Source organism: Pantoea dispersa (assembly GCF_035783935.1).
Lineage (GTDB): Bacteria > Pseudomonadota > Gammaproteobacteria > Enterobacterales > Enterobacteriaceae > Pantoea > Pantoea dispersa_C.
Window position 1 is genome coordinate 30091 of record NZ_JALKOV010000005.1, and the last position, 19594, is coordinate 49684.

18 protein-coding genes and 3 tRNA genes are annotated in these 19594 nt (G+C 58.3%); 12 read left to right on the forward strand and 9 right to left on the reverse strand.

The window, feature by feature from the left end:
- The first annotated feature begins 87 nt into the window (after positions 1 to 87).
- The 3 genes from MXF20_RS11480 to MXF20_RS11490 all read left to right on the forward strand — a co-directional run bounded on the left by MXF20_RS11480 (position 88) and on the right by MXF20_RS11490 (position 407).
- Positions 88 to 174: transfer RNA gene (locus tag MXF20_RS11480), tRNA-Leu, on the forward strand.
- A gap of 31 nt (positions 175 to 205) precedes the next feature.
- Positions 206 to 292 (forward strand) — tRNA-Leu (locus tag MXF20_RS11485).
- A 28-nt stretch (positions 293 to 320) separates the two neighbouring features.
- Positions 321 to 407, forward strand: a tRNA-Leu gene (locus MXF20_RS11490).
- Between the two features lie 89 nt (positions 408 to 496).
- Here MXF20_RS11490 and MXF20_RS11495 read toward each other — a convergent pair.
- The gene (locus tag MXF20_RS11495) at positions 497 to 781 is read right to left on the reverse strand and encodes a DUF1435 domain-containing protein (protein ID WP_325969485.1); all 285 of its coding nucleotides are present in this window, start codon (positions 779 to 781) and stop codon (positions 497 to 499) included.
- Positions 782 to 1009: 228 nt separating this feature from the next.
- Here MXF20_RS11495 and MXF20_RS11500 point away from each other — a divergent pair, with 228 nt between their 5' ends.
- The 3 genes from MXF20_RS11500 to MXF20_RS11510 all read left to right on the forward strand — a co-directional run bounded on the left by MXF20_RS11500 (position 1010) and on the right by MXF20_RS11510 (position 3607).
- The gene (locus MXF20_RS11500; RefSeq protein WP_325969486.1) at positions 1010 to 2104 is read left to right on the forward strand and encodes a diguanylate cyclase; all 1095 of its coding nucleotides are present in this window, start codon (positions 1010 to 1012) and stop codon (positions 2102 to 2104) included.
- A 148-nt stretch (positions 2105 to 2252) separates the two neighbouring features.
- Positions 2253 to 3047 (forward strand): siderophore-iron reductase FhuF, encoded by a 795-nt coding sequence (gene fhuF, locus MXF20_RS11505; protein ID WP_325969487.1) that lies wholly within the window; start codon positions 2253 to 2255, stop codon positions 3045 to 3047.
- Between the two features lie 95 nt (positions 3048 to 3142).
- Entirely contained in the window at positions 3143 to 3607 is a 465-nt protein-coding gene (locus MXF20_RS11510) for a YbaK/EbsC family protein (RefSeq protein ID WP_325969488.1), read from the forward strand.
- Here the strand turns inward: MXF20_RS11510 and MXF20_RS11515 are convergent.
- From MXF20_RS11515 to MXF20_RS11530, 4 genes are all read right to left on the reverse strand, one after another.
- Positions 3604 to 4824, reverse strand: a complete 1221-nt coding sequence (locus MXF20_RS11515) for an MFS transporter (RefSeq protein ID WP_325969489.1) — start codon at positions 4822 to 4824, stop codon at positions 3604 to 3606. The genes MXF20_RS11510 and MXF20_RS11515 overlap by 4 nt on opposite strands.
- A gap of 228 nt (positions 4825 to 5052) precedes the next feature.
- A complete protein-coding gene (locus tag MXF20_RS11520) occupies positions 5053 to 6036 on the reverse strand; it encodes a nucleoside hydrolase (protein WP_325969490.1) in 984 nt (327 codons plus the stop codon).
- Positions 6037 to 6048: 12 nt separating this feature from the next.
- Entirely contained in the window at positions 6049 to 7071 is a 1023-nt protein-coding gene (locus MXF20_RS11525; RefSeq protein WP_325969491.1) for a LacI family DNA-binding transcriptional regulator, read from the reverse strand.
- Between the two features lie 75 nt (positions 7072 to 7146).
- On the reverse strand, positions 7147 to 8535 hold the full coding sequence (locus MXF20_RS11530; RefSeq protein WP_325969492.1) for an MFS transporter: 1389 nt from the start codon (positions 8533 to 8535) through the stop codon (positions 7147 to 7149).
- Between the two features lie 585 nt (positions 8536 to 9120).
- Between MXF20_RS11530 and MXF20_RS11535 the strand changes: the two genes are divergently transcribed.
- Positions 9121 to 9675, forward strand: a complete 555-nt coding sequence (locus tag MXF20_RS11535) for a histidine phosphatase family protein (protein WP_325969493.1) — start codon at positions 9121 to 9123, stop codon at positions 9673 to 9675.
- A 15-nt stretch (positions 9676 to 9690) separates the two neighbouring features.
- Here the strand turns inward: MXF20_RS11535 and MXF20_RS11540 are convergent, their stop codons facing one another.
- Positions 9691 to 10644 (reverse strand): WD40 repeat domain-containing protein, encoded by a 954-nt coding sequence (locus MXF20_RS11540; RefSeq protein WP_325969494.1) that lies wholly within the window; start codon positions 10642 to 10644, stop codon positions 9691 to 9693.
- A 218-nt stretch (positions 10645 to 10862) separates the two neighbouring features.
- Here MXF20_RS11540 and MXF20_RS11545 point away from each other — a divergent pair, with 218 nt between their 5' ends.
- Complete coding sequence (locus MXF20_RS11545; protein WP_325969495.1) at positions 10863 to 12077, forward strand: glycosyltransferase family 32 protein; 1215 nt, start codon at positions 10863 to 10865, stop codon at positions 12075 to 12077.
- On the opposite strand, the gene MXF20_RS11550 is transcribed toward MXF20_RS11545, so the two are convergent.
- On the reverse strand, positions 12051 to 12974 hold the full coding sequence (locus MXF20_RS11550; protein ID WP_325969496.1) for a LysR family transcriptional regulator: 924 nt from the start codon (positions 12972 to 12974) through the stop codon (positions 12051 to 12053). The two genes, MXF20_RS11545 and MXF20_RS11550, sit on opposite strands and share 27 nt — an antisense overlap.
- Before the next feature lie 120 nt (positions 12975 to 13094).
- On the opposite strand from MXF20_RS11550, the gene MXF20_RS11555 reads away from it, so the two are divergent.
- The 3 genes from MXF20_RS11555 (at position 13095) to MXF20_RS11565 (ending at position 16788) form a co-directional block, all read left to right on the forward strand.
- Positions 13095 to 13484, forward strand: a complete 390-nt coding sequence (locus tag MXF20_RS11555; RefSeq protein WP_325969497.1) for a tautomerase family protein — start codon at positions 13095 to 13097, stop codon at positions 13482 to 13484.
- 210 nt (positions 13485 to 13694) lie between these two features.
- On the forward strand, positions 13695 to 15995 hold the full coding sequence (gene opgB / locus MXF20_RS11560) for a phosphatidylglycerol--membrane-oligosaccharide glycerophosphotransferase (RefSeq protein WP_325969680.1): 2301 nt from the start codon (positions 13695 to 13697) through the stop codon (positions 15993 to 15995).
- A 241-nt stretch (positions 15996 to 16236) separates the two neighbouring features.
- Complete coding sequence (locus MXF20_RS11565; protein WP_325969498.1) at positions 16237 to 16788, forward strand: hypothetical protein; 552 nt, start codon at positions 16237 to 16239, stop codon at positions 16786 to 16788.
- Positions 16789 to 16813: 25 nt separating this feature from the next.
- Here the strand turns inward: MXF20_RS11565 and MXF20_RS11570 are convergent, their stop codons facing one another.
- On the reverse strand, positions 16814 to 17524 hold the full coding sequence (locus MXF20_RS11570) for a GNAT family protein (RefSeq protein WP_325969499.1): 711 nt from the start codon (positions 17522 to 17524) through the stop codon (positions 16814 to 16816).
- Between the two features lie 105 nt (positions 17525 to 17629).
- Between MXF20_RS11570 and MXF20_RS11575 the strand changes: the two genes are divergently transcribed.
- Positions 17630 to 19075, forward strand: coding sequence for a PLP-dependent aminotransferase family protein (locus MXF20_RS11575; RefSeq protein ID WP_325969500.1), 1446 nt, complete (start codon positions 17630 to 17632; stop codon positions 19073 to 19075).
- On the opposite strand, the gene MXF20_RS11580 is transcribed toward MXF20_RS11575, so the two are convergent.
- Complete coding sequence (locus MXF20_RS11580; RefSeq protein ID WP_031279558.1) at positions 19072 to 19566, reverse strand: RcnB family protein; 495 nt, start codon at positions 19564 to 19566, stop codon at positions 19072 to 19074. The genes MXF20_RS11575 and MXF20_RS11580 overlap by 4 nt on opposite strands.
- Between the last annotated feature and the right edge of the window lie 28 nt (positions 19567 to 19594).

A 19594-nucleotide genomic window follows, 5' to 3' on the forward strand; every position in this document is an offset into this window, starting at 1 on the left:
ACCGTCGCAAAATATGTGTTGACGCAATGAGTAAAATCTCTAAAATGCGCCTCCGTGGTTAGCAATACTGTAAGGTGTTGCAGGTAGGCGAAGGTGGCGGAATTGGTAGACGCGCTAGCTTCAGGTGTTAGTGTCCTTACGGACGTGAGGGTTCAAGTCCCTCTCTTCGCACCAATAATCACAAAGTTTATATCGCGTGCACTGCGCGAAGGTGGCGGAATTGGTAGACGCGCTAGCTTCAGGTGTTAGTGTTCTTACGGACGTGAGGGTTCAAGTCCCTCTCTTCGCACCATGCGGTGATATAAACAGACAACTACGATGCGAAGGTGGCGGAATTGGTAGACGCGCTAGCTTCAGGTGTTAGTGTTCTTACGGACGTGAGGGTTCAAGTCCCTCTCTTCGCACCAACGTTGTCACTTCTCTCCGGCAGTTCATCCCTGATTATTTTTACCGCTGCTATCACGCTCTTGCGTGATGTTGTCGTTTCTGCACGCCATCAAATCACATGATAATTCACTGAAATTGCCGCCAGGCCGCCGGCCAGCGCCAGGCAGGAAGGCAGCAGCAGATAATGACGCAGACGATGGTGAAACAGCATCACCACGGTAAGCAGCAACGCGACAATCATCACTAAGCGCCACTGGCTGAAGCTCGGCTCCCACAGCGCAAACACCGGCATCGCCGCGCAGGGCAGTAACACCCCCCAGCCGCTATCCAGACGTTTACCCATCACCCAGCTGACGCCCCATAAGCCGCAGGCGGCCATCATCGCCATGATCATCGCGCAACCCTCAAATGATAAATATTCCCATTATCATATGATAATATTTCTCATCCTGCAGCGAATTTTTTGCCCTGCCCGCGCCGGATGACAGAATTACTGGAAAATGCTAGATTGCCGCCGATAACTATTTTGATAACACAGCAAAAACGTGCTCACTATCCGCGTTGTGGGATTATTTCCTGCGGGTAGCGCTTTGATATTTCAGGGCTGTCACGAGTAATAATAATGAAATTACAATCTTATGATGAGTTGAAACACAGCAAGTATCGGCTGTCGCTGATGCTATTTTTGTTTTTAAATGTCGCCGTTTCGCTTTTTTGTCTGCTGCCGCTTTTCGGTACAGATAATCCGATCCATTCGCTGCCGGTGACGCTGGTGGCGGGCTTTAGCACCACGCTGCTGGCGCTATGCTTAATCGCGCCGAAACTAAAATTCCCGTTATTAAATCCTGTCGCGTTGCTATTAGGCGCCCTGTGGGCCTGGCATATCAATCACCGTTATCACATGGTGTTTTATTTTGACGGCAGCTTTTTAATAATCAGTTTACTGAGCGTATTTTTTATCAGCGCGATTGCTCTTAGTGATTATTTGCTTGCGTTCTGTTTACACATTACGCCACCGGTATTAACCGTATTGTTACTTGATGATGGTCAGCATTTAATGACTATCCTGTTCACCATTACGCTGCCGCTGATTGGCTTCTCGCTGCACCACCTGATGCGCCGCCGCTTTGACACCTTCACCCTGCGGCTGGTGCGCCAGTTGTATGAAGAGAAGCAGAGCTTCAGCGATTTAAGCATGCTCGATCCGCTTACCGGCCTGTATAACCGGCGCGGACTGAAGAACCGGCTGGACACCATTCTGGAAAACCATGCCGGCAGCCACTTTGTGCTGCTGCTGGATATCGACAACTTCAAGGCTTACAACGACAACTACGGTCATGCGATGGGCGATCAGGCGCTGGCACGGGTGTCGGTGGCGATACGTGATGCGGTACGCTCGCGCGATGTGGTGACGCGCTACGGCGGCGAGGAGTTCCTGGTGCTGATGACCAACGTTAACGCCTCGATTGCCATGAAGCTGGCCGAACGCATCCGGCAGTACGTGGTGGATCTGGAAATTCCGCACCGCTTCAATGACAAAGTGTCGACCCACGTGACCATCAGCGCCGGTATCGCGCCGATTTTTGCTGACGACTTTGAGCAGGCGGTCGCCAATGCTGACCGTGCGCTGTACGTGGCGAAGAATCAGGGACGGAATACCATTCTGGCGTGGGAGGATTTGCCGCAGCTGGCGCCGGTGAGCAGCGATGTCGTGTAACAGGCGCGGCCAGCCAGCCGCGCCCTGCCCTGCGAATCAACACTGAAAAACTGTGGCGGCCGGACGATCAGCGCTGCTGACATCTTGCTCAGTGAATCGGGAACGATTATCATTTGTTTTTCGCTTCCCGTTTTCACTCAGGAGCCGCATGGCCATCATCACGCGTCAGGATCATCGCTTTAGCGAGCATCCGCTGATCTTTATGCAGAGCGATCGCAGCTTAGCGAGCGCGCTGGAAGATCTGATGTGCGACCAGCGCAGCTACATGCGGGATAACGTCAAACTGGGACAGCCAGCACCGGCAGGCACCCTGACGCTGGCCGAATGGTCCGCGCCCCATCATTATCGTCGCCTGACGCAGCGCTACAGCGACTACCTCTATCGCCATCATCCCGATGTACCGCAGGAAGCCAAGCCGCTGCAGTCGCTGTGGGCGCAGTGGTATTTCGGCCTGCTGCTGCCGCCATTGATGCTCGCGTTATTGCAGGAACCGCGCGCGCTGGACTGCTCGCCGCAGCGCATCCACGTTGAGTTCCACGAAAACGGCCATCCGTGCGCCTTCTGGATTGATGTGCAGGAGGATGAGGATGCGCGCTATCTCACGCCGCAGCAGCGGATCGAACGCCTGATTCAGCACTGCCTGATCCCCGCCGTCAACGGCATGGCGCAGCACGGCGATATCAACGCGCGGCTGATCTGGAATAACCTGGGCTTCTCGTTTTACTGGTTCCTCGGCGAGCTGCAGCAGCAGCTGCCTGCGACCACGCTCAGCACGCTGGAACAGGCGCTGTTTTTCAGCAAATCCTTGTCTGACGGCAGCGATAACCCGCTGTATCGCACCATGATTCCGCGTAATGGCGCGATGGAGCGACGCAGCTGCTGCCAGCGCTACCGCATTCCGGATGTCGAACGCTGCGGTAACTGCACGTTGAATGCCGGGTAAGCGTGGCGCATTCTGTTACAGATTCTCCTTTTCTCCCGTTTACACTTTTCCCGCCTTATGGCAGCTTTTACGCTCTGTTTTTAGCGGAGAAAAAAATGAGCCTGGAGTCGGTACGGCACTTCTTTGCCGAACACGCACCGGATATCGACATTATCGAGATGCCGGAAAGCACCGCCACCGTAGAACTGGCCGCACGCGTACATGGCGTTGCGCCGGGACAAATCGCCAAAACCCTGTCGCTAAAAGTGAAAGAGAGCGTGGTGCTGATTGTCACGCGCGGCGACGCCCGGCTGGATAACCGCAAGCTGAAAGCGGCGCTGGGCGCCAAAGCGCGCATGCTGAGCGTGGATGAAGTGGTGAGCTGGACCGGCCATCCGGTCGGCGGCGTGTGCCCGTTCGGGCTGGAAAATCCGCTGACCGTCTATTGCGATGTGTCGCTGCGCAGCTTTGACGAAGTGTTACCTGCGGCCGGTTCGATTCACAGTGCGGTACGCATTTCGCCGCAGCGCATGGCCGATCTCACTGCGGCAAAATGGATTGATGTCTGCGAGGCGCGCTAACGCGTCTCTTCTGCCACCGCGCCGGAAATTTTGATGCCGCGCGTCTCGCGGCCAAACGCCACGAATACACAAATCAGCACCGCCACCGTGCCGGCGACAATCGCCATGCCCAGCCCATAGTTACCGCCGTGGGCTTCGGCAATGCGCGACTGCAGCGTGGCATTGACCGAAGCAATCAGATTCCCCAGCTGGTAGACGAAGCCTGGCAGCACCGCGCGTGCATTGGCTGGCACCAGCTCGGTCAGATAGGTCGGCACCACGCCCCACGCGCCCTGCACCATGAACTGCATCAGAAACGCGCCGATGCCAATCGCCCAGGACCCGCTGGAGAACGCCCACAGCGGCAGCACCGGCAGCGCCAGAAACGACGCCAGCATAATGGCTTTTTTGCGCCCGATACGCTCTGACAGCGAGCCGAACGTGATGCCGCCGAGCATCGCCGCGATGTTATAGCTGATGGCAATAATGCTCACCGTGTGGGCATCAAACTGGTGCTGCACTTTCAGGAACGTCGGGTAGAGATCCTGCGTGCCGTGACTGAAGAAGTTAAAACAGGCCATCAGCAGCACCATGTAAATGCAGATTTTCCAGTGCTGACGGATGATGGGCAGCAGCGCGTGATTCTCTTTACGCTCGCGCGCCGCCAGCCATACCGGCGATTCAGGCACTTTAAAATAGATAAACGGCAGCAGCAGAATCGGCAGCGCGCCAATCAGGAACATGCCGCGCCAGCCCACCTGCTCAAAGAACAGGCCAAACACTATCGACGCCAGCAGATAGCCGCACGGATAACCGGCCTGGAAGATGCCGGACATCAGGCCGCGCGAACGGTCGGGAATGGTTTCCATCGCCAGCGATGAGGCCACGCCCCAGATACCGCCCATCGCCACGCCGTAAATCACGCGGAAGGTCAGGAAAGCAGCAAAGTTGGGCGACCACGCCGACAGCAGCTCGAACAGCGAAAACAGCACGATGTTGAGCATCAGGATTGGCCGGCGGCCATATTTCTCCGCCAGCCGGCCAAAGACCAGCGCGCCCACCGGCCGCACGGCCAGCGTCAGCATGATAGCGATGGAAACATCAGAGACGCTGGTGTTGAAGTAGTGCGCAAGATCGCTGAGCACAAACACCAGGATAAAGAAGTCGAACGCATCCAGCGTCCAGCTGGCGAAACTGGCAAAAGCCACGTTGCGCTGGGTCGCAGTCCAGTTAAACATAAGGGTATCCTGTCTGATTGCTTCCGGCTCGCGGCCGGATTTTTATTGGAACATTATCCAGCGAATGGTTGCGCTGGTTATTATTGTGTTAACCATTTGTATATAGCATGTCAGAAAGAGGCAGCGCGGCGGGGAATTGTCAGCGAGTGATTCGCGATGTAAGGAAGCGTGTCGGCAGGGAAACACGCGCTGTTACCCTGACGGCAGACAGCGCGCGACAGCAAAATCTCAGCGTTTCAATCCGTTGAACGTCTGCTCGATCACCTCGAGCAGCAGCGGATTGTTGACGTTCTGCATCACATGCACCAGCGCACCGGCGTCCGGCGGTACGCCAACGTCCAGCCGCAGCGGCGTGCGGTAGCGCCAGGTTTTGCCGCGTGTGGCACCGGGACGCAGCTCGATATCGACGTGATAATCCACGCCGTCCGCCACCCGCTGGTTGAGCAGCCAGGCGATGACCAGCGCATCGTGGATCCAGCAGCCCGGCAGATGGCGGGTGCGGATGGAGTAATCAATCCACGGTCGCAGCGTTTCACGCACAAACTGCGGCAGCGGGTGATCGCAGGCGGTGAGGCGCGTGAGATCCTGATGAGTGAGCAAGGTCTGCGTGGTGGCGTCCATCGGCACCAGCGTGATGGTGGCGCCGCTGTGCAGCACCTGATGCGCCGCTTCCGGATCGAGGCCAAAATTGGTGTCTTTGATGTAATCATCCAGCGCGAACACGCCGCCCATGATGACGATCTCCGCCACCGACTCCGCCATCTGCGGATAACGCTGCAGCGCCTGCGCCACGTTGGTCAGCGGACCGATCGCCACCAGCGTAAACTCGCCGGGATGGTCGCAAATCAGCTGGCCCATCACGCCCGCCGCATCGTTGCCGTCCGGTGCCACCATCTGCGGCTGACGCACACCGCGCCACAGTTCGCCCAACGCCGGGTCCGCGACGTTATCCAGCCGCGCGCGCCACGGTGCCGGATCTTCGCGCAGCGCCTGCTGCGCGCCCTGAACCACCGGAATGTTCAGCCCGAGCCGCTGCAGCAAATCTTTCGCTACCCGCGCGCCCACCGCACCCGGCGTGTTGCCGCTCACGGTGGTGATCAGCTCAACGGCCAGCGTAGGTGACGCCAGCGCTAATGCCAGCGCCAGGCCGTCGTCCGTGTTGGCGCCGGCAATACCGTTTCCCGGATCACAATCAATAATCAGTCTTTTCATCGTGTTATGTTTTTATTTATGTTGAGGAAGCCGGCAGCCGCAGGACTCTCCGATTTCCAGATAGTGCGGAAACTCGGCCAGCTGTGCCTCACCATGACCGTTTTTCAGCATGGCGATGGCGCTGCGAGCCATTTCGCGCAGCGGCTGGCGCACGGTGGTCAGCGTGGGCACATGAAAAGCCGACTGCTCGGTGCCGTTGAAACACACCAGCGCGACATCGTGTGGCACGCGCAAACCGTGTTCGGACAGCGCGCGGATACAGCCAATCGCCTGCCCTTCATTGCTGGTAAACAGCGCGCGCGGCACTCGCCCGCTGGCAATCATGCGCTGCCCGGCGTCGTAACCGCCCTGACGCGAATAGCCGGCCGGGAAAATCAGCGCTTCGTCTACCATCAGCCCGGCCTGCGCCATAGCATCGCGCCAGCCCTGAATACGATCCTGCGCGTTAAGCATCTCGCGCGGGCCGCTGATCATGCCGACCTGCTGATAACCATGACTGAGCAGGTGCGCCGTGACCTGACGCGCCGCTTCCCGTTCGTTCACGCACAGCATGCTGACGCCAGGACGCGGTTCGATGCGGTCCAGCATCACCAGCGGCGTTCCGCTCGCCTGGATGACATCAATGTAGGGATGACGATCAACGCTGGTGTAAAACAGGCCATCAACCTGGCGGTTGAGCAAACCCTGAATCAGCTCCAGCTCACGCTGGCGGTCATCGCCGGCATCGCCGAGCAGCATCACGTGGCCGTGATTCAGCGACTCCTGCAGCAGCACGTGCGCCATCGAAGCAACAAACGGGTTAGCGATATTCGGCACGATCAGGCCAAAGGTTTTGGTACTGCCGGAGGCCAGCGCGCGCGCTACCGCATTCGGGCGATAGCCGGTCTGCTGGATGGCGGCCAGCACGCGCTGACGCGTGGCTTCGGCCACCGGACGCGGTCCGTTGTTGATCACATAGCTGACCACCGCCACCGAGGTTCCGGCGGCTTTGGCGACGTCGCTGCGTGTGACATTTCCGGTTGGGGATTTCGCCAATATTGCCTCTGCGTTAATGCCGCTGGCCGGGAATGCCGGCCAGCGTAATCAAAGAATGTTGCACGATCCTGCGCGTCAGATAGCATCCTCCGGCAGATTGAGATCGCGTCCGCGCGTTTCCGGTGCCACAAAGGTGGTGAGAAAACCGATGGTTGCCATCGCCGAGAAGTAGACGGCAATCGGCCACCAGTGACCGGTAAACGACAGCAGCGCCGCCGCCACCAGCGGCGCGGTGCCTCCAGAAAGAATAGACCCCAGCTCTTTGGCGACCGCCATCTTGGTGTAACGGTGTTTGACGCCGAACATCTCCACGCCCCACGCCGCCTGCACGCCAAAGATACCCAGCGACGCCAGCGCCATGCCCACCACAATCACCGGAATGACGATGGCCGGCTCGCGGCTGTCCAGCAGGCTAAAGGCCGGCCAGGCATAAACCATCAGTAACAGGCAGAAGCCGCGATAGGTGATGCGACGACCAAAGCGGTCCGATAGCCAGCCGGCAAACGGAATGATCAGGAAGCCGAGCAGCGAGGCGATGAACACCGCGGTAGTCGGCACTGATTTGTCCAGCATCAGCACTTTAGCGACATAGCCGACGATAAAACCCTGCGCCAGGTAGGACGGGCCGTTCTCGCCGATGCGCAGGCCGACCATGGTCCAGAAGGCGCGGCTGCGCTGCCAGAAACTGCGGCTGTCGGCTTGCGTCGCGGTGTGCGCCAGCGTTGCATGGCGCTGCGCCTGCAGTTCCGCCTGCTGACGCTCGAACACCGGCGTTTCACGCAGATGACGGCGAATCCACAGCGCCACCGCGGCAATCAGCACGCTGCTGAGGAACGGAATGCGCCAGCCCCAGTCAAGCAGCGTGGCTTTATCCATCTGAATCACCGCCAGCCATACCAGCGAGGCGATCAGCGTGCCGCTGTTGGAACCGAGGGCAATCACTGACGACACCAGACCACGGCGCTCAACCGGCGCGTATTCACCCAGCATCACCGTGCCGCCCGAAAGTTCAGCGCCAGCGCCCAGCCCCTGGGTAAAGCGTAGCAGCACCAGACAGGCCGGCGCCCACAGGCCAATCGTTGCGTAGGAAGGAATCAGGCCGATCAGCGTGGTCGACGCGCCCATCAGAATGATGGTGCTGATCATCACCACTTTGCGGCCCTTGCGATCGCCAATCCAGCCGAACAGCAGCGCCCCGATCGGGCGCGCAATAAAGCCCACCGACCAGGTAGCAAAGCTGGAGAGCAGTGCCATTTCCGGGGTGGCTTCGGGGAAAAACACATCGCCAAAAATGATGCCGGCGGCCAGACCGTACAGGGCGAAATCCGCATATTCCATCGCGGTGCCCAGCCAGCAGGAGAAGGTGGCGCGCCAGAAATCTTTGCGCCCGGAGGGAGTGTCCAGCCGCGCGTCGGCAGCAGAAGCGTGTGAAGCTTGTTGCGAAACGGAGTGATGTACCGTCATAACCATTTCCCTGAAAGAGATGAAAACAGTAAACGCCCATCCGTGGGTCGGTTCCCTTGCAACAAGCGGAACTCCCCGGTGGCGACGTTCAGTAGGCAAACCTGGATGAAAGGTCAGTAAAGAATTCCCTGGTGTTGGAATTCATCTATTTGCCTGATTTCGCCGATGTTTTTTTCATCGATCGCATTAGCACGGCAAATGTAACTGGGTCATCTCAAGGCCAACTTCGTCTCTGGCACCGTGAGTTGTCACTGTGAAGACAGTCTATCTACGCGCGTAGATAAATCAAGTGATCAAATGGAAAATAATTAAATTATCTTCACAATGGCGCTGGAGAAAAAGATAAAAATGGCGTTAATTCATGACATTACATTGCCCGGCACGCACGAAAAAAATCCCCGCACGCTGCGTGATTAACGACTATTGCTTATCATTAGCGAAAAAAGCGACCGAACTTTCACCGCGTCGTTTTCGCACATTTCAGTTAAGTTTTGATGACATCCGGGCATTATTCTTAAAACCGTCCCGACCGCATGCGATGCTGCGTGCCTGCAGTACACTGGATCCCCTTCACTCAGGAGCGTTATGACCATCATTCTTATGCGACACGGCAAGCCAGACCATCCGGTAAGCGGCCGCTTCACGGCGCGGGCGCTGGCGGACTGGTGTGCCGGCTATGATCAGGCGGTGATTTGTGATGCGCCACCGCCGCGCAGCAGAGCGATTGCGCGCATGGCCAGTGTGATTGCCTCCAGCCCGCTGCCGCGCGCGCGCTCATCGCTGGCGAAGCTCGGCCTGCAGCCGCAGGAGGTGGATGAGGTGTTCAGCGAGGTGGCGATGCCGCTGCTGCCGTTTGCGCGGCTGCACCTGCCTTTAACGCTGTGGCTGGCGCTGTTGCGACTGCTGTGGCTATGCGGCTACGCCGGGCGCGTGGAATCGGTGCAGCATGCGCGGCAGCGCGCGCAGCGGGCAGCGGACAAACTGATTGCCCTGTCGCAGCACGGAACGGTACTGCTGGTGGGCCACGGCATCATGAACAAACTGATTGCGCGTCAGCTGCGCAAGCGCGGCTGGCAGGCAGAAAAACACGCCAGCAGCCGCCACTGGAGCAGCGCGATTTATCATCGCCCGTTTATCTGAGCGCCCGCCTCGCGCTCAGGACTGTAGATGAAAATAGCTCAGCACTTCGCAGCCGGTGCCGGCCTGCGGCGTGGCAATCACCTTCATCTGCGTCAGATCAATCAGGCTAAGCGAGCCGTCGCCCTGATTAGCGATCAGCAGGCTGTGGTTATCGGCGCTGAAACAGCCATCCATCGGCTGGTTGCCCACCGCAACATCACCCAGCGGATTGAGCAGATCGTCAAACAACGTCACCACTCCTTCGCCGTCGCCAATCGCCACCAGCCGCTCACCGTTGGCACTGAATCGCACCACCTGGCACGGCTGCTGATGGCCGGGCAGCGTGATGCGCTGGCGGATACGGTGGCTCTGGCGATCCACCACGTACAGCAGCGGCGCGTCTGCCGCGCTGGCCACCAGATAGGGGTGCTTTGGCGAGGCGGCAATGCCGGCGATCGGTCCCGGCAGCAGGATGTTATCTATGATGCGCCCTTCCACCTCGCACAAATCCACCACGGTGATGCTGGCGTCCTCTTCGTTTTCAGTAAACAGCTTGCGGCCGCTGGGCGATAGCGTCAGGCGGTGCGCGTTATGCGACGGCAGCCGAATGGTTTTCTCCAGCGTATCGCTGAGCGGATCGATCACCGCCACCGCCGCGCTGTACTCACAGCACAGGTAAACTTTACCATCGCGCCCCAGCTGGCCGCTGTGCGGCGCCTTCAGCGGTGACAGATCGATGAAGCCGCGAATCTGCCGCTGGCGCAAATCGATAATCGCCACCTTGTGCCCGGGATGCGGATTGTCGCCATGGATGCCATCACCGTAAATCGGCACATAGGCCTTCTCCAGCGCGGGCAGCATCAGCAGTTCATGCGGCCGCGGCGGTAAAGCATTCAGCTCCTGCTCAACGGCGAAGCTGTCGGGATTGAGAAACAGCACGCGGTTGCCCTGCTTATCAACCGCCAGTAACCCACGCTTGTGTGGCTGCATAGTGCCTCCTTTTTTTCGTTGCCTCGTCTAAGCGTAGCTAACCTGACTCCGTGGCGGGCAAGCGGCGGCCAGGCCAGAGGAAAATACAGCGTGGTTAACGGACCGGCGATCGCCGTCTTTTACTCCACGCCGCAGCCTGCGCCCGGAAAGGCGTATTTTATTAGGAATAGTCCTAATCGGTAAAAATTAAAAAGCCACCCAGTGAGCATATTATTTATGTGAAATATTACCCATCGCGGACCCAGCCGATTCCGGTAAATCTGAAAGCGAAAAAAAATCGTAGCCTTACCCCTGCAGATCGATTATTAAGCAGGGGTAGTCTTTTACACACAGCCGTCAGGAAACATAAGCGTGCTCTAGCCGCCAGCATCAGGGAATCCTTGCTCCCCATAATCACAATAATCAGGTGCATCATGACAAAAAAACGTCTCCAGCCAGCCCTTACGCTCTGGCAACACTGGCAGAGAATCGCCTTTACCGGTCAGACATTACTGCAGAAAAAACAGCATAATGCGCTCTGCGCGCCGGAATATGATCCCAGCGAAGAGGACAATATCGTGTTACTTTCTGGTGAGAAAGCGTTGCCGGAAATACCTAAAATAATCTGGATGTACTGGGATAATGAATATTTACCGAAATCGATGGCGTTAAATATTAAACAGCTGCGCCAGGATAATCCCGACCATCAGGTTTACGTATTAAATCGTTTAACGTTAAAAGAAGTGCTGCCGGACTTTATTTTTACTTCCACACAATTAAGCGAGCAGCAAAAAAGTGAAGTTATTCGCCTGGAGTTATTATTACGCTATGGCGGCATCGCCATTGACTGCAGTACGCTTTTATTTGAAGATCTAAGCTGGGTGCATCGTGCGCATCAGGAACGCCGCATGGATGTAATTGGTTATTATCGCGAAGTTGCTACCGTCAACTATCTGGCACCGGTGATCGAAAACTGGTTTCTCGCCGCTGCGCCCAACAACCCGTTTATTCGTGAATGGCAAAAGCAGTACGCGCCGATCAAGCATCTGGGGGCGCACAACTATTTTAATGAACTGGCAAAGCGCGATGATTTTGCCCTGCTGACGCAAAAAATCGCCGATCCGGCCCAGCAACTGGGTTCGCTGGCGCAGCAGGCGGCGATGCGCGAACATCGCCGTGTGAACCTGTATCTGCGTAAATGTGAGGCCAACGCGTATTACTATCAGCGGCTGAGCAACTGGCAAAGTGCCGCTTTTGCCCACGCGGTGCTGTTTCATCAGCGGCCGCACACGCCGCCGCCGGTGATTAAGCTGAGCGGTATTGAGCAGCTGCACCTCGACTTCAACCTGCGCCTGGGTAATTACAACCGCGGCAGCCTGCTGGGCGCGATGATGCAGCCCGTCGTGCCGCTGAGCGCGCCGCTGGCGTCACCCATCAACAAAGCGCGCGCGTAGCCAGTGGATAAAGGTGGTGACGGCACGCGGCACCTGCGCCGCGTACGGTCGCACTACCCACAGGCGGTCAGCAAAGGCATCGACCGCCTGCCACTGCGGCAGTACCTGCTGCAGCGTGCCGCTGGCTAACGCGGCGCTGGCGCTGAAGTCCGGCAGCATAGCAATGCCCAGCCCCTGCAGCGCGGCGTCACGTATCGACTCGCTGTTGTTGGTGGCAAAATTACCCTGAATCTTCACCTGCACCGTTTCGCTGTCACCACTGTGCAGGCGAAAGCGCCACTGCGGCGACTCAAGCCCGCGCGGATAATAGAGGCAGTTATGCTGCTGCAGTGCCTGCGGAGTGTCTGGCGTGCCGTGGCGCATCAGATAGTCTGGCGAGGCCACCAGCAGCGTGTGCGTTTCACACAGCGGTAACGCGACGTGGGTTTCCGGCAATTGCTGGCTGTGGCGAATGGCGAGATCGAATCCCTCGCTCCCCAGCGACACCAGCCGATCGCTGACGTTGAGCTGCAACCGCACCTGCGGATAGTCGCGCAGAAAGTCGCCGATAATCGGCACCAGCTGCTGGCGGGCAAACGCCACCGGCGCGCTGATACGCACCAGGCCGCGCACCGGCCCGGCTTCGTCACGCACGCTAAAGAAGCTCTGCGCGATGCGCGCAAACGGCTCGCGCAGGTCGTCCACCAGCTTTTCACCGGCCGACGTCAGCCGCACGCTGCGCGTGGTACGCTGCACCAGCGCCACGCCCGCCATTTGTTCCAGCTCTTTAATTTTCTGGCTCATCGCCGCTTTGCTGACATCCAGCCGTTCAGCCGCGCGGGTAAAACTGCCCAGTTCCGCCAGCACCGTCAGCCAGTGCAAATGCACCCAGAGTGCATCGGTTTTAATTTCTTTCATCAGGATTGTTCAAAATAATAAATAATCATTTTAATCAGCGCGCTTTTTCTTTCCGGCAGCAAGCGGCAGCATAGCGTTTCATCCTACTCTTTCCGCGTGGGCAAAAACGAGGATTTATTGATGCCGTTACTGACATTTGATGTAATTCAGGGCCGTTCTGAAGCAGAGATTCGCACCTTACTCGATGCCGCCCATCGCGCGGTGCTCACGGCCTTTAAGGTTCCGGCGCGCGATCGCTACCAGATTGTTCATGAAAACAAGCGTTATCAGATGGTCTTTCAGGATACTGGCCTGGGCTTCGAGCGCAGCGACAATCTGGTGATGGTGCGTGTGTACACCAGCCCGAGAAGTGAAGAACAGAAAACGCGGTTTATGGCAGAGTTAGCGCGCGAGCTGCAGGAGCATTGTGGCGTGCAGGGCAACGATTTGATGATCAGCTTCATCACCAACAGCAAAGGCGACTGGAGCTTTGCCGATGGCGAAGCGCAGTATCTTACCGGTAAGCTGTAAACCCCGCGCCCGCCCTGGCCGGCAGCAGCGCGTCGGTTGCTGCCAGGCTAAATCAGACTCCGCCTAAACCCGCCTTAAACGATTCGCAATGCACCGCACAAATCTGGTTGGATGTGTTGCAGCCCTGTGACAGCCAATATAGATTGACGCAAAACCCCCGCAGAGGGCCGCAGACGCAGGGAACGCGTTCTTTTTACTTAATGTGAGGATCTGCCGTTGGAGTTGCTGTCAATAGTGCTCTTTTTGGCTGCGATTGCAGTCTATTCGTACAAAGCCGGGCGAAATAAATTCTGGTTTATCCTGATCTTACTGCTGCTTACCCTGTTCATCGTGCTTAACGCCACGCTGTATGCCAGCAACTATTTTACCGGCGATGGCATCAACGATGCGGTGTTGTACACCCTGACCAACAGCCTGACCGGCGCGGGCGTGAGCAAATACGTGGTACCGGCGATTGGCTTAATCATCGGCCTGTTTCTGCTGTTTTGTTTTCTCTCGTGGATACTGCGCCGGCATAAACGTCCACACCATCTCGGCTGGAGCCTGCTGGCGATCGCCTGCGCTGCCGGCTCGGTGCAAACCACGCCAGCGTTTCGCCAGGTAAAAGAGCTGATCGCTTCTCACGCACGCCAGGCCGACTCGGATTTCGAAACCTATTACAAAACGCCTAACAAGCAGATTAACGCGCCGAAGCTCAACCTGGTATATATCTACGGCGAAAGTCTTGAACGTACCTACTTCGATCAGCAGGCTTTTCCCGGCCTGGCACCGGAGCTGAGCCGCGAAAAAGATCACAGCATTGACTTCAGCAATACCGAGCAACTGCCCGGCACCGATTACACCATCGCCGGCATGGTGGCGTCCCAGTGCGGTATTCCGCTGTTTGCGCCGTTCGACGGCAACGCCTCGGCTTCGCTTTCCAGCTTCTATCCGCAAAATATCTGCCTCGGCGATATTCTCAAACACTCCGGCTATGAGAACTGGTTTATTCAGGGCGCAGATCTGCGCTTTGCCGGCAAAGACACCTTTTTGCTGTCACACGGTTTTGACGCCGCCAACATGTACGGCTCGCAGGAGCTGAAGAGCCGCGTCGCCGACCCCAGCTACCGTAACAACTGGGGCTTTTACGACGATACGGTGATGGATGAAGTGTTTGAAAAGTATGAGGAGCTGTCGCGTCAGCAGAAACGCTTTGCGCTGTTTACGCTCACCGTGGACACCCATCATCCGGACGGCTTTATTTCGCGCAGCTGCCAGCGCAAAAGTTACAGCTATGACGGTAAACCCAATCAGTCATTCAGCGCCGTGGCCTGTTCACAGGAGCACGTGGCGCGCCTGATTGCCCGCATCAAAGCCTCGCCGTGGTTTAAAAACACCGTGATTGTGGTGAGTTCCGATCACCTGGCCATGAACAACACCGCGCACCAGTATCTGATCAAGCAACCGCGCCGCGATCTGTTTATGGTGATCCGCGGCGATCAGCCGCAGGCCGAAGTGCTGGACGGCAAGCGCAGCACGCTGGATAACGGTGCCACGGTGCTGGATATTCTTGGCGGGGATAACGCGATTGGCCTTGGCCGCAGCGGGCTGTCTTCGGCTTCGCTCTCCAGCCAGTTCGATGACATGGCGAAGAAAGTGACGGCATGGAAAGCCGATATCATCCAGCTGTGGAATTTCCCCAGCCAGATGAACACCTTCACCATCGACCAGCCCAAAAATACCTTTAGCTTCTCGGGCGCGACGTTCAGGCTGCCCATTCTGTTCCGCGTTTCCGATAAACAGGTAGAGCCGCTGCCGGAAGGCGAATACGCCGCGCCGCTGCGCTTCCAGCTGGCCGATTTTGCCGCCAGCGATAAGTTTGTCTGGGTCGATCGCTGCTTCAAAATGGGCCGGCTATGGCAGCCGACGCTGGCGCTGTCGACCGATCTCTGCCTGGCGATGGGCCAGACCGGCGGACAGCCCACGGTGACGCGCATCGACCAGCCGGTGTGGCAGGGTAAAGCGCAGTTCCCCAACGTAGAGGTCAGCGCCGCCACCTATCAGCTCAATGAGCAGCAGATGCGCATTGAGGACAATGCCATTCGCTATCAGGCGGACAGCTTCCTGCTGACCGTGCCGGGCGCGCCAGCCAGCGTGAAGCGTTTTAGCGGCATTTCACGGCCGGAAAGCTGGGGGCGCTGGTCGAACGCCAACCTCGCGCCGGAGGTGAACATTGAATATGTCGATCCGCTGCCGGCGCGCTTTGACGTGGTGATCACCGCGCGCGCCTATGGAGCCAACGCCCATCGGCCGATTCCGGTGCGCGTCGGCGAGGAAGAACAGCAGCTCACTCTGGGTGACGCGTTCTCCACGCAGACGCTGCATTTCACCAACCCCGGCGCCAGCCGCAACCTGATCATCGCGCCGCCGGAGCCACAGCTGTCTAATCTTGGCAACATTACCGGTCAGGATCCGCGCAAACTCGGCATCGGCATGGCGGAGATAAAAATAATTCCGCAGCCCGAAAATTGATAACGATGCGTGCCAGACCAGGGCCTGCCAGCGTGCAGGCCCTTTTTATTACCGCTGAGCGTTACTCGTTGTACGAATTGATATTTTTCGAGACGTCGCGCAAAATCCACATCATCACATGGTGCAACTATCACCACCTGGATAACCTTGCTGGCAACAGGAAAGGCGACCAGGAGCAACAGGGATGATACCGACGATGATGAACACCCATAAGGCATTCAAAGCGCTGCAGCAGGCGGGCGTGGCCGATCACCAGGCCGAAGTGATGGTCGACATTTTTGCCGAAATGCAGCAGGAAAACAGCCTGACCAAAACGCACCTTTCGCAGGCCATGGAAGGCGTGATGCGGGCAAATCACGCCACCGCGCAGCGTGTCGACAAACTGGCACAGAGCCTCAGGCATTTTGAAAATGAGGTCCGCCATACGTTTAAAGCCATTGAGCTGCGGTTTGACAACGTCGATGAGCAATTCCGGAAAATTGATCAACGCTTTGAACAAATCGATCAACGCTTCGAAAAGGTGGATGCGCAATTCAGATCAATCGATAAACGCTTTGAAAAAGTGGATGCGCAATTCAGAACAATCGATCAGCGTTTTGAACAAATCGATGAGCGATTCAGGCAAATTGATAAACGCTTTGAAAAAGTGGATGAGCGCCTGCTGGATCTCGACCATCGCATGCAGCTCGGTTTCAATGAGCTCAAACGCGATAATCTCTGGCATCGGCGGCTGATGATGGCGATGGCCAGCGCCTTTGTGTTGTCAGCCGCCAAATATATTTTTGCCGGTTAGCCGGACAGCCAGTCCGGCCCACGCGTCAGGCCTGACGTAATGTCTCCAGCCTGGCGCGTTGCTGCCCGCGGGCGTCGAAATTGTCTGCCGCCAGCCAGCGCTCAAAGCCCAGCTTCACCTGCGGCCATTCGCTGTCGATGATAGAGAACCAGGCGGTATCCCGGCTGCGATTTTTATACACCATCATCTGACGAAACGTGCCTTCATAGCGGAAGCCCAGCCGCAGCGCGGCGTTGTACGACGGCTGGTTACAGCTGTCGCATTTCCACTCGTAGCGACGATAGCCGAGTTGTTCGAAGGCGTAACGCATCAGCAGATAGTGAGCTTCGGTGGCCATGCGAGTTTGCTTCAGCAGCGGTGAGAACACCACAAAGCCGACCTCCATCACACCGTGCTGCGGTTCAATGCGCATCAGCGCCAGCGAGCCGACCGCCTGCCCGCTTTGCCGGTCAATAACCGCGAAGTGCAGGTAATCCGGACTCTGCTGGCACTGCTGCGCAAATGCCAGATAAGACGCTTCATCGTCAAAGCGCCCGACCGGCAGCCAGGTCCAGTCGCGGTCATCTTCCGCCAGCGCATAAGCCGCATACAGCTCGCGACCGTGACGTGCGGCATCCAGCGGCTCAAGCCGGCAATACTGGCCGCTGAAAATCTGCCCCTGCGGCAACGGGCGCGGCTGCCACGCCTCCAGCGCCGGGCCGATGGGTTGTCCATAACGATTGGTCTGCGATGACATACAGCGATTCCTTCTGTGTGAGAGTGACAGCGTGTAGCGTGCCACTTTGCTGGTTCCGGAAAAAGCGCCACAATGTGACAAATCGATAGATCCACGGAGGCGCCGATGTGCGCATTACACCGGCATTCGCTGCTGCTGGCACCGTTAGAGGCCGACGGCAGCCTGACGCTGCAACAGCAGCTGTATCAGCGGCTGCGTCAGGCGATACTGAGTGGTCAGCTGGCGGCGGGCACGCGTCTGCCAGCGACCCGCCAGCTGGCGGCTGAGCTGCAGGTGTCGCGCAATACGGTGAACGCCGTCTGGTCACAGCTGCAGGCGGAAGGATTTATCCTCAGCGACCGCCAGGGCAGCCGCGTCAGCAGTCTGGCACAGATGCCGCTGCCGGTGCCGGCATCCGACGACAGCGCGCACTGGCCGGTTTCCGCGCGCGCTGCCGGGTTACATTCTCTGCATCGCCTCTCCGGCCAGGAGCTGGCGCTGCGCCCGAGCACGCCGGCGCTGGCCCATTTCCCGCTGGCGCAGTGGCGTCGTGCGCTCAATCAAACCGCGCAGCAGGCACAGCTACTGGGCTACGGCGATCCGCTGGGCGAGCTGGCGCTGCGCGAGGCGCTGGCGCAGCACCTGACACTGGCGCGTGGCGTACGCTGTGCGCCGCAGCAGATTGTCATTACCGAAGGCGCGCAACAGGCGCTGACGCTGTGTGTCGCGCTGCTGACCAATCGTGGTGACACCGGCTGGGTGGAAGAGCCGGGCTATCGCGGTGCCAAAGCGGCGATGCGCCTCGGCGATCTGCAGATCGAACCGATTGCGGTGGATGCGCAGGGACTGGCACCGACGGCGCAGGACTGGCAGCAGCGCCCGCCGCGGCTGATTTACACCACGCCGACGCATCAGTATCCCACCGGCGCGATCATGAGCGCCGCGCGGCGGCTGGCGCTGCTGGCGGCGGCACAGCAGCATCAGGCGTGGATTATCGAAGATGATTACGACAGCGATTTTCGCTACAGCGGCGAGCCTATCGCCGCGATGCAGGGCATGGCGCAGCCGACGCCGGTGATTTACATCGGCTCCTTCAGCAAAACCCTGTTTCCGGCGCTGCGCATCGGCTACATGGTGCTGCCCGCCCCGCTGCTGCCGCGGCTGCGGCCAGCCTTGCATGAGCTGTTACGCGGCGGTAACCGGCCGGAACAGCAGGCGCTGGCGCTGTTTTTACGCAGCGGGAATTTCAACCGCCACCTGAGCAAAATGCGCAGGCTGTATCGTCAGCGGCAGGCCACGCTGCGGGCTGCGCTGCAGGAGACGTTTGGCGCCGGGGTGCCGCTGCTCGGCGGTGAATGCGGCATGCATCTGGTGTTGCCACTAGCGGATACGGTGGATGATGTGGCGCTGACGGCGCAGTTGTTTCGCCATGGCTATGCGCCTGGCGCGCTGTCCGGCTTTTATCTGGGCGAGCAAAAACAGCAGGGACTGGTGCTGGGATACGGCAATACCAGCACCAGCCAGATGATGGCAGGCGTGGCGCAGTTAGCGCGCCTGCTGCCGGGCACTTAGCCCTTGAAGAAAATGTCGCCGGATTTGCCCATCACGATCTTGCCGCTGTCGTCGGTGATCAGGATGTAGTTGGCATTGATGTAAGCCCAGTGCGTGCCTTCCTGCGGAGCAGGCAGGTGACGCGGCTGCCACTCCACGATGGTGTACTGCTTTTTACGGTATTCGTCCGGCACCACGTCACCGACTTTGTACTCTTTGTAATCGATGATGATGGTGTGCAGATCGTAATTATTGGCGGCGGATGGCGCTTCACCCGGACCGTTTTGTGACGGGCGAATCGGCGCGACATCGCCGCTGGATTCTGCCGGTTCACTGCTGGCCGGCGCATCGCTGGTGGCCGCGGGCGCTGAGGCGTCCGGTGCGGTTTGCTGCACCTGCGGCGGCATCGGTACGCTATCGGTTTGCTCACCTTCAGCCAGCGCTGCTGGCGTCAGGCTTAAAGCGCCCAGAAAAATTCCTGCTGAAAGAAGGGTGACGTGTGTCCTGCGCATTGGTGATTTCCACTCTGGTTAATTATTT

What these genes read in the sequence shown, in the direction of transcription:
- MXF20_RS11520 (WP_325969490.1), bottom strand. Translation starts at nt 6,036, where the DNA reads ATGAAAAGACTGATTATTGATTGTGATCCGGGAAACGGTATTGCCGGC.
- MXF20_RS11555 (WP_325969497.1), top strand. Translation starts at nt 13,095, where the DNA reads ATGCCGTTACTGACATTTGATGTAATTCAGGGCCGTTCTGAAGCAGAG.
- MXF20_RS11580 (WP_031279558.1), bottom strand. Translation starts at nt 19,566, where the DNA reads ATGCGCAGGACACACGTCACCCTTCTTTCAGCAGGAATTTTTCTGGGC.
- MXF20_RS11575 (WP_325969500.1), top strand. Translation starts at nt 17,630, where the DNA reads ATGTGCGCATTACACCGGCATTCGCTGCTGCTGGCACCGTTAGAGGCC.
- MXF20_RS11540 (WP_325969494.1), bottom strand. Translation starts at nt 10,644, where the DNA reads ATGCAGCCACACAAGCGTGGGTTACTGGCGGTTGATAAGCAGGGCAAC.
- MXF20_RS11535 (WP_325969493.1), top strand. Translation starts at nt 9,121, where the DNA reads ATGACCATCATTCTTATGCGACACGGCAAGCCAGACCATCCGGTAAGC.
- MXF20_RS11550 (WP_325969496.1), bottom strand. Translation starts at nt 12,974, where the DNA reads ATGAAAGAAATTAAAACCGATGCACTCTGGGTGCATTTGCACTGGCTG.
- MXF20_RS11495 (WP_325969485.1), bottom strand. Translation starts at nt 781, where the DNA reads ATGATCATGGCGATGATGGCCGCCTGCGGCTTATGGGGCGTCAGCTGG.
- MXF20_RS11515 (WP_325969489.1), bottom strand. Translation starts at nt 4,824, where the DNA reads ATGTTTAACTGGACTGCGACCCAGCGCAACGTGGCTTTTGCCAGTTTC.
- MXF20_RS11530 (WP_325969492.1), bottom strand. Translation starts at nt 8,535, where the DNA reads ATGACGGTACATCACTCCGTTTCGCAACAAGCTTCACACGCTTCTGCT.
- MXF20_RS11510 (WP_325969488.1), top strand. Translation starts at nt 3,143, where the DNA reads ATGAGCCTGGAGTCGGTACGGCACTTCTTTGCCGAACACGCACCGGAT.
- fhuF (WP_325969487.1), top strand. Translation starts at nt 2,253, where the DNA reads ATGGCCATCATCACGCGTCAGGATCATCGCTTTAGCGAGCATCCGCTG.
- MXF20_RS11500 (WP_325969486.1), top strand. Translation starts at nt 1,010, where the DNA reads ATGAAATTACAATCTTATGATGAGTTGAAACACAGCAAGTATCGGCTG.
- MXF20_RS11570 (WP_325969499.1), bottom strand. Translation starts at nt 17,524, where the DNA reads ATGTCATCGCAGACCAATCGTTATGGACAACCCATCGGCCCGGCGCTG.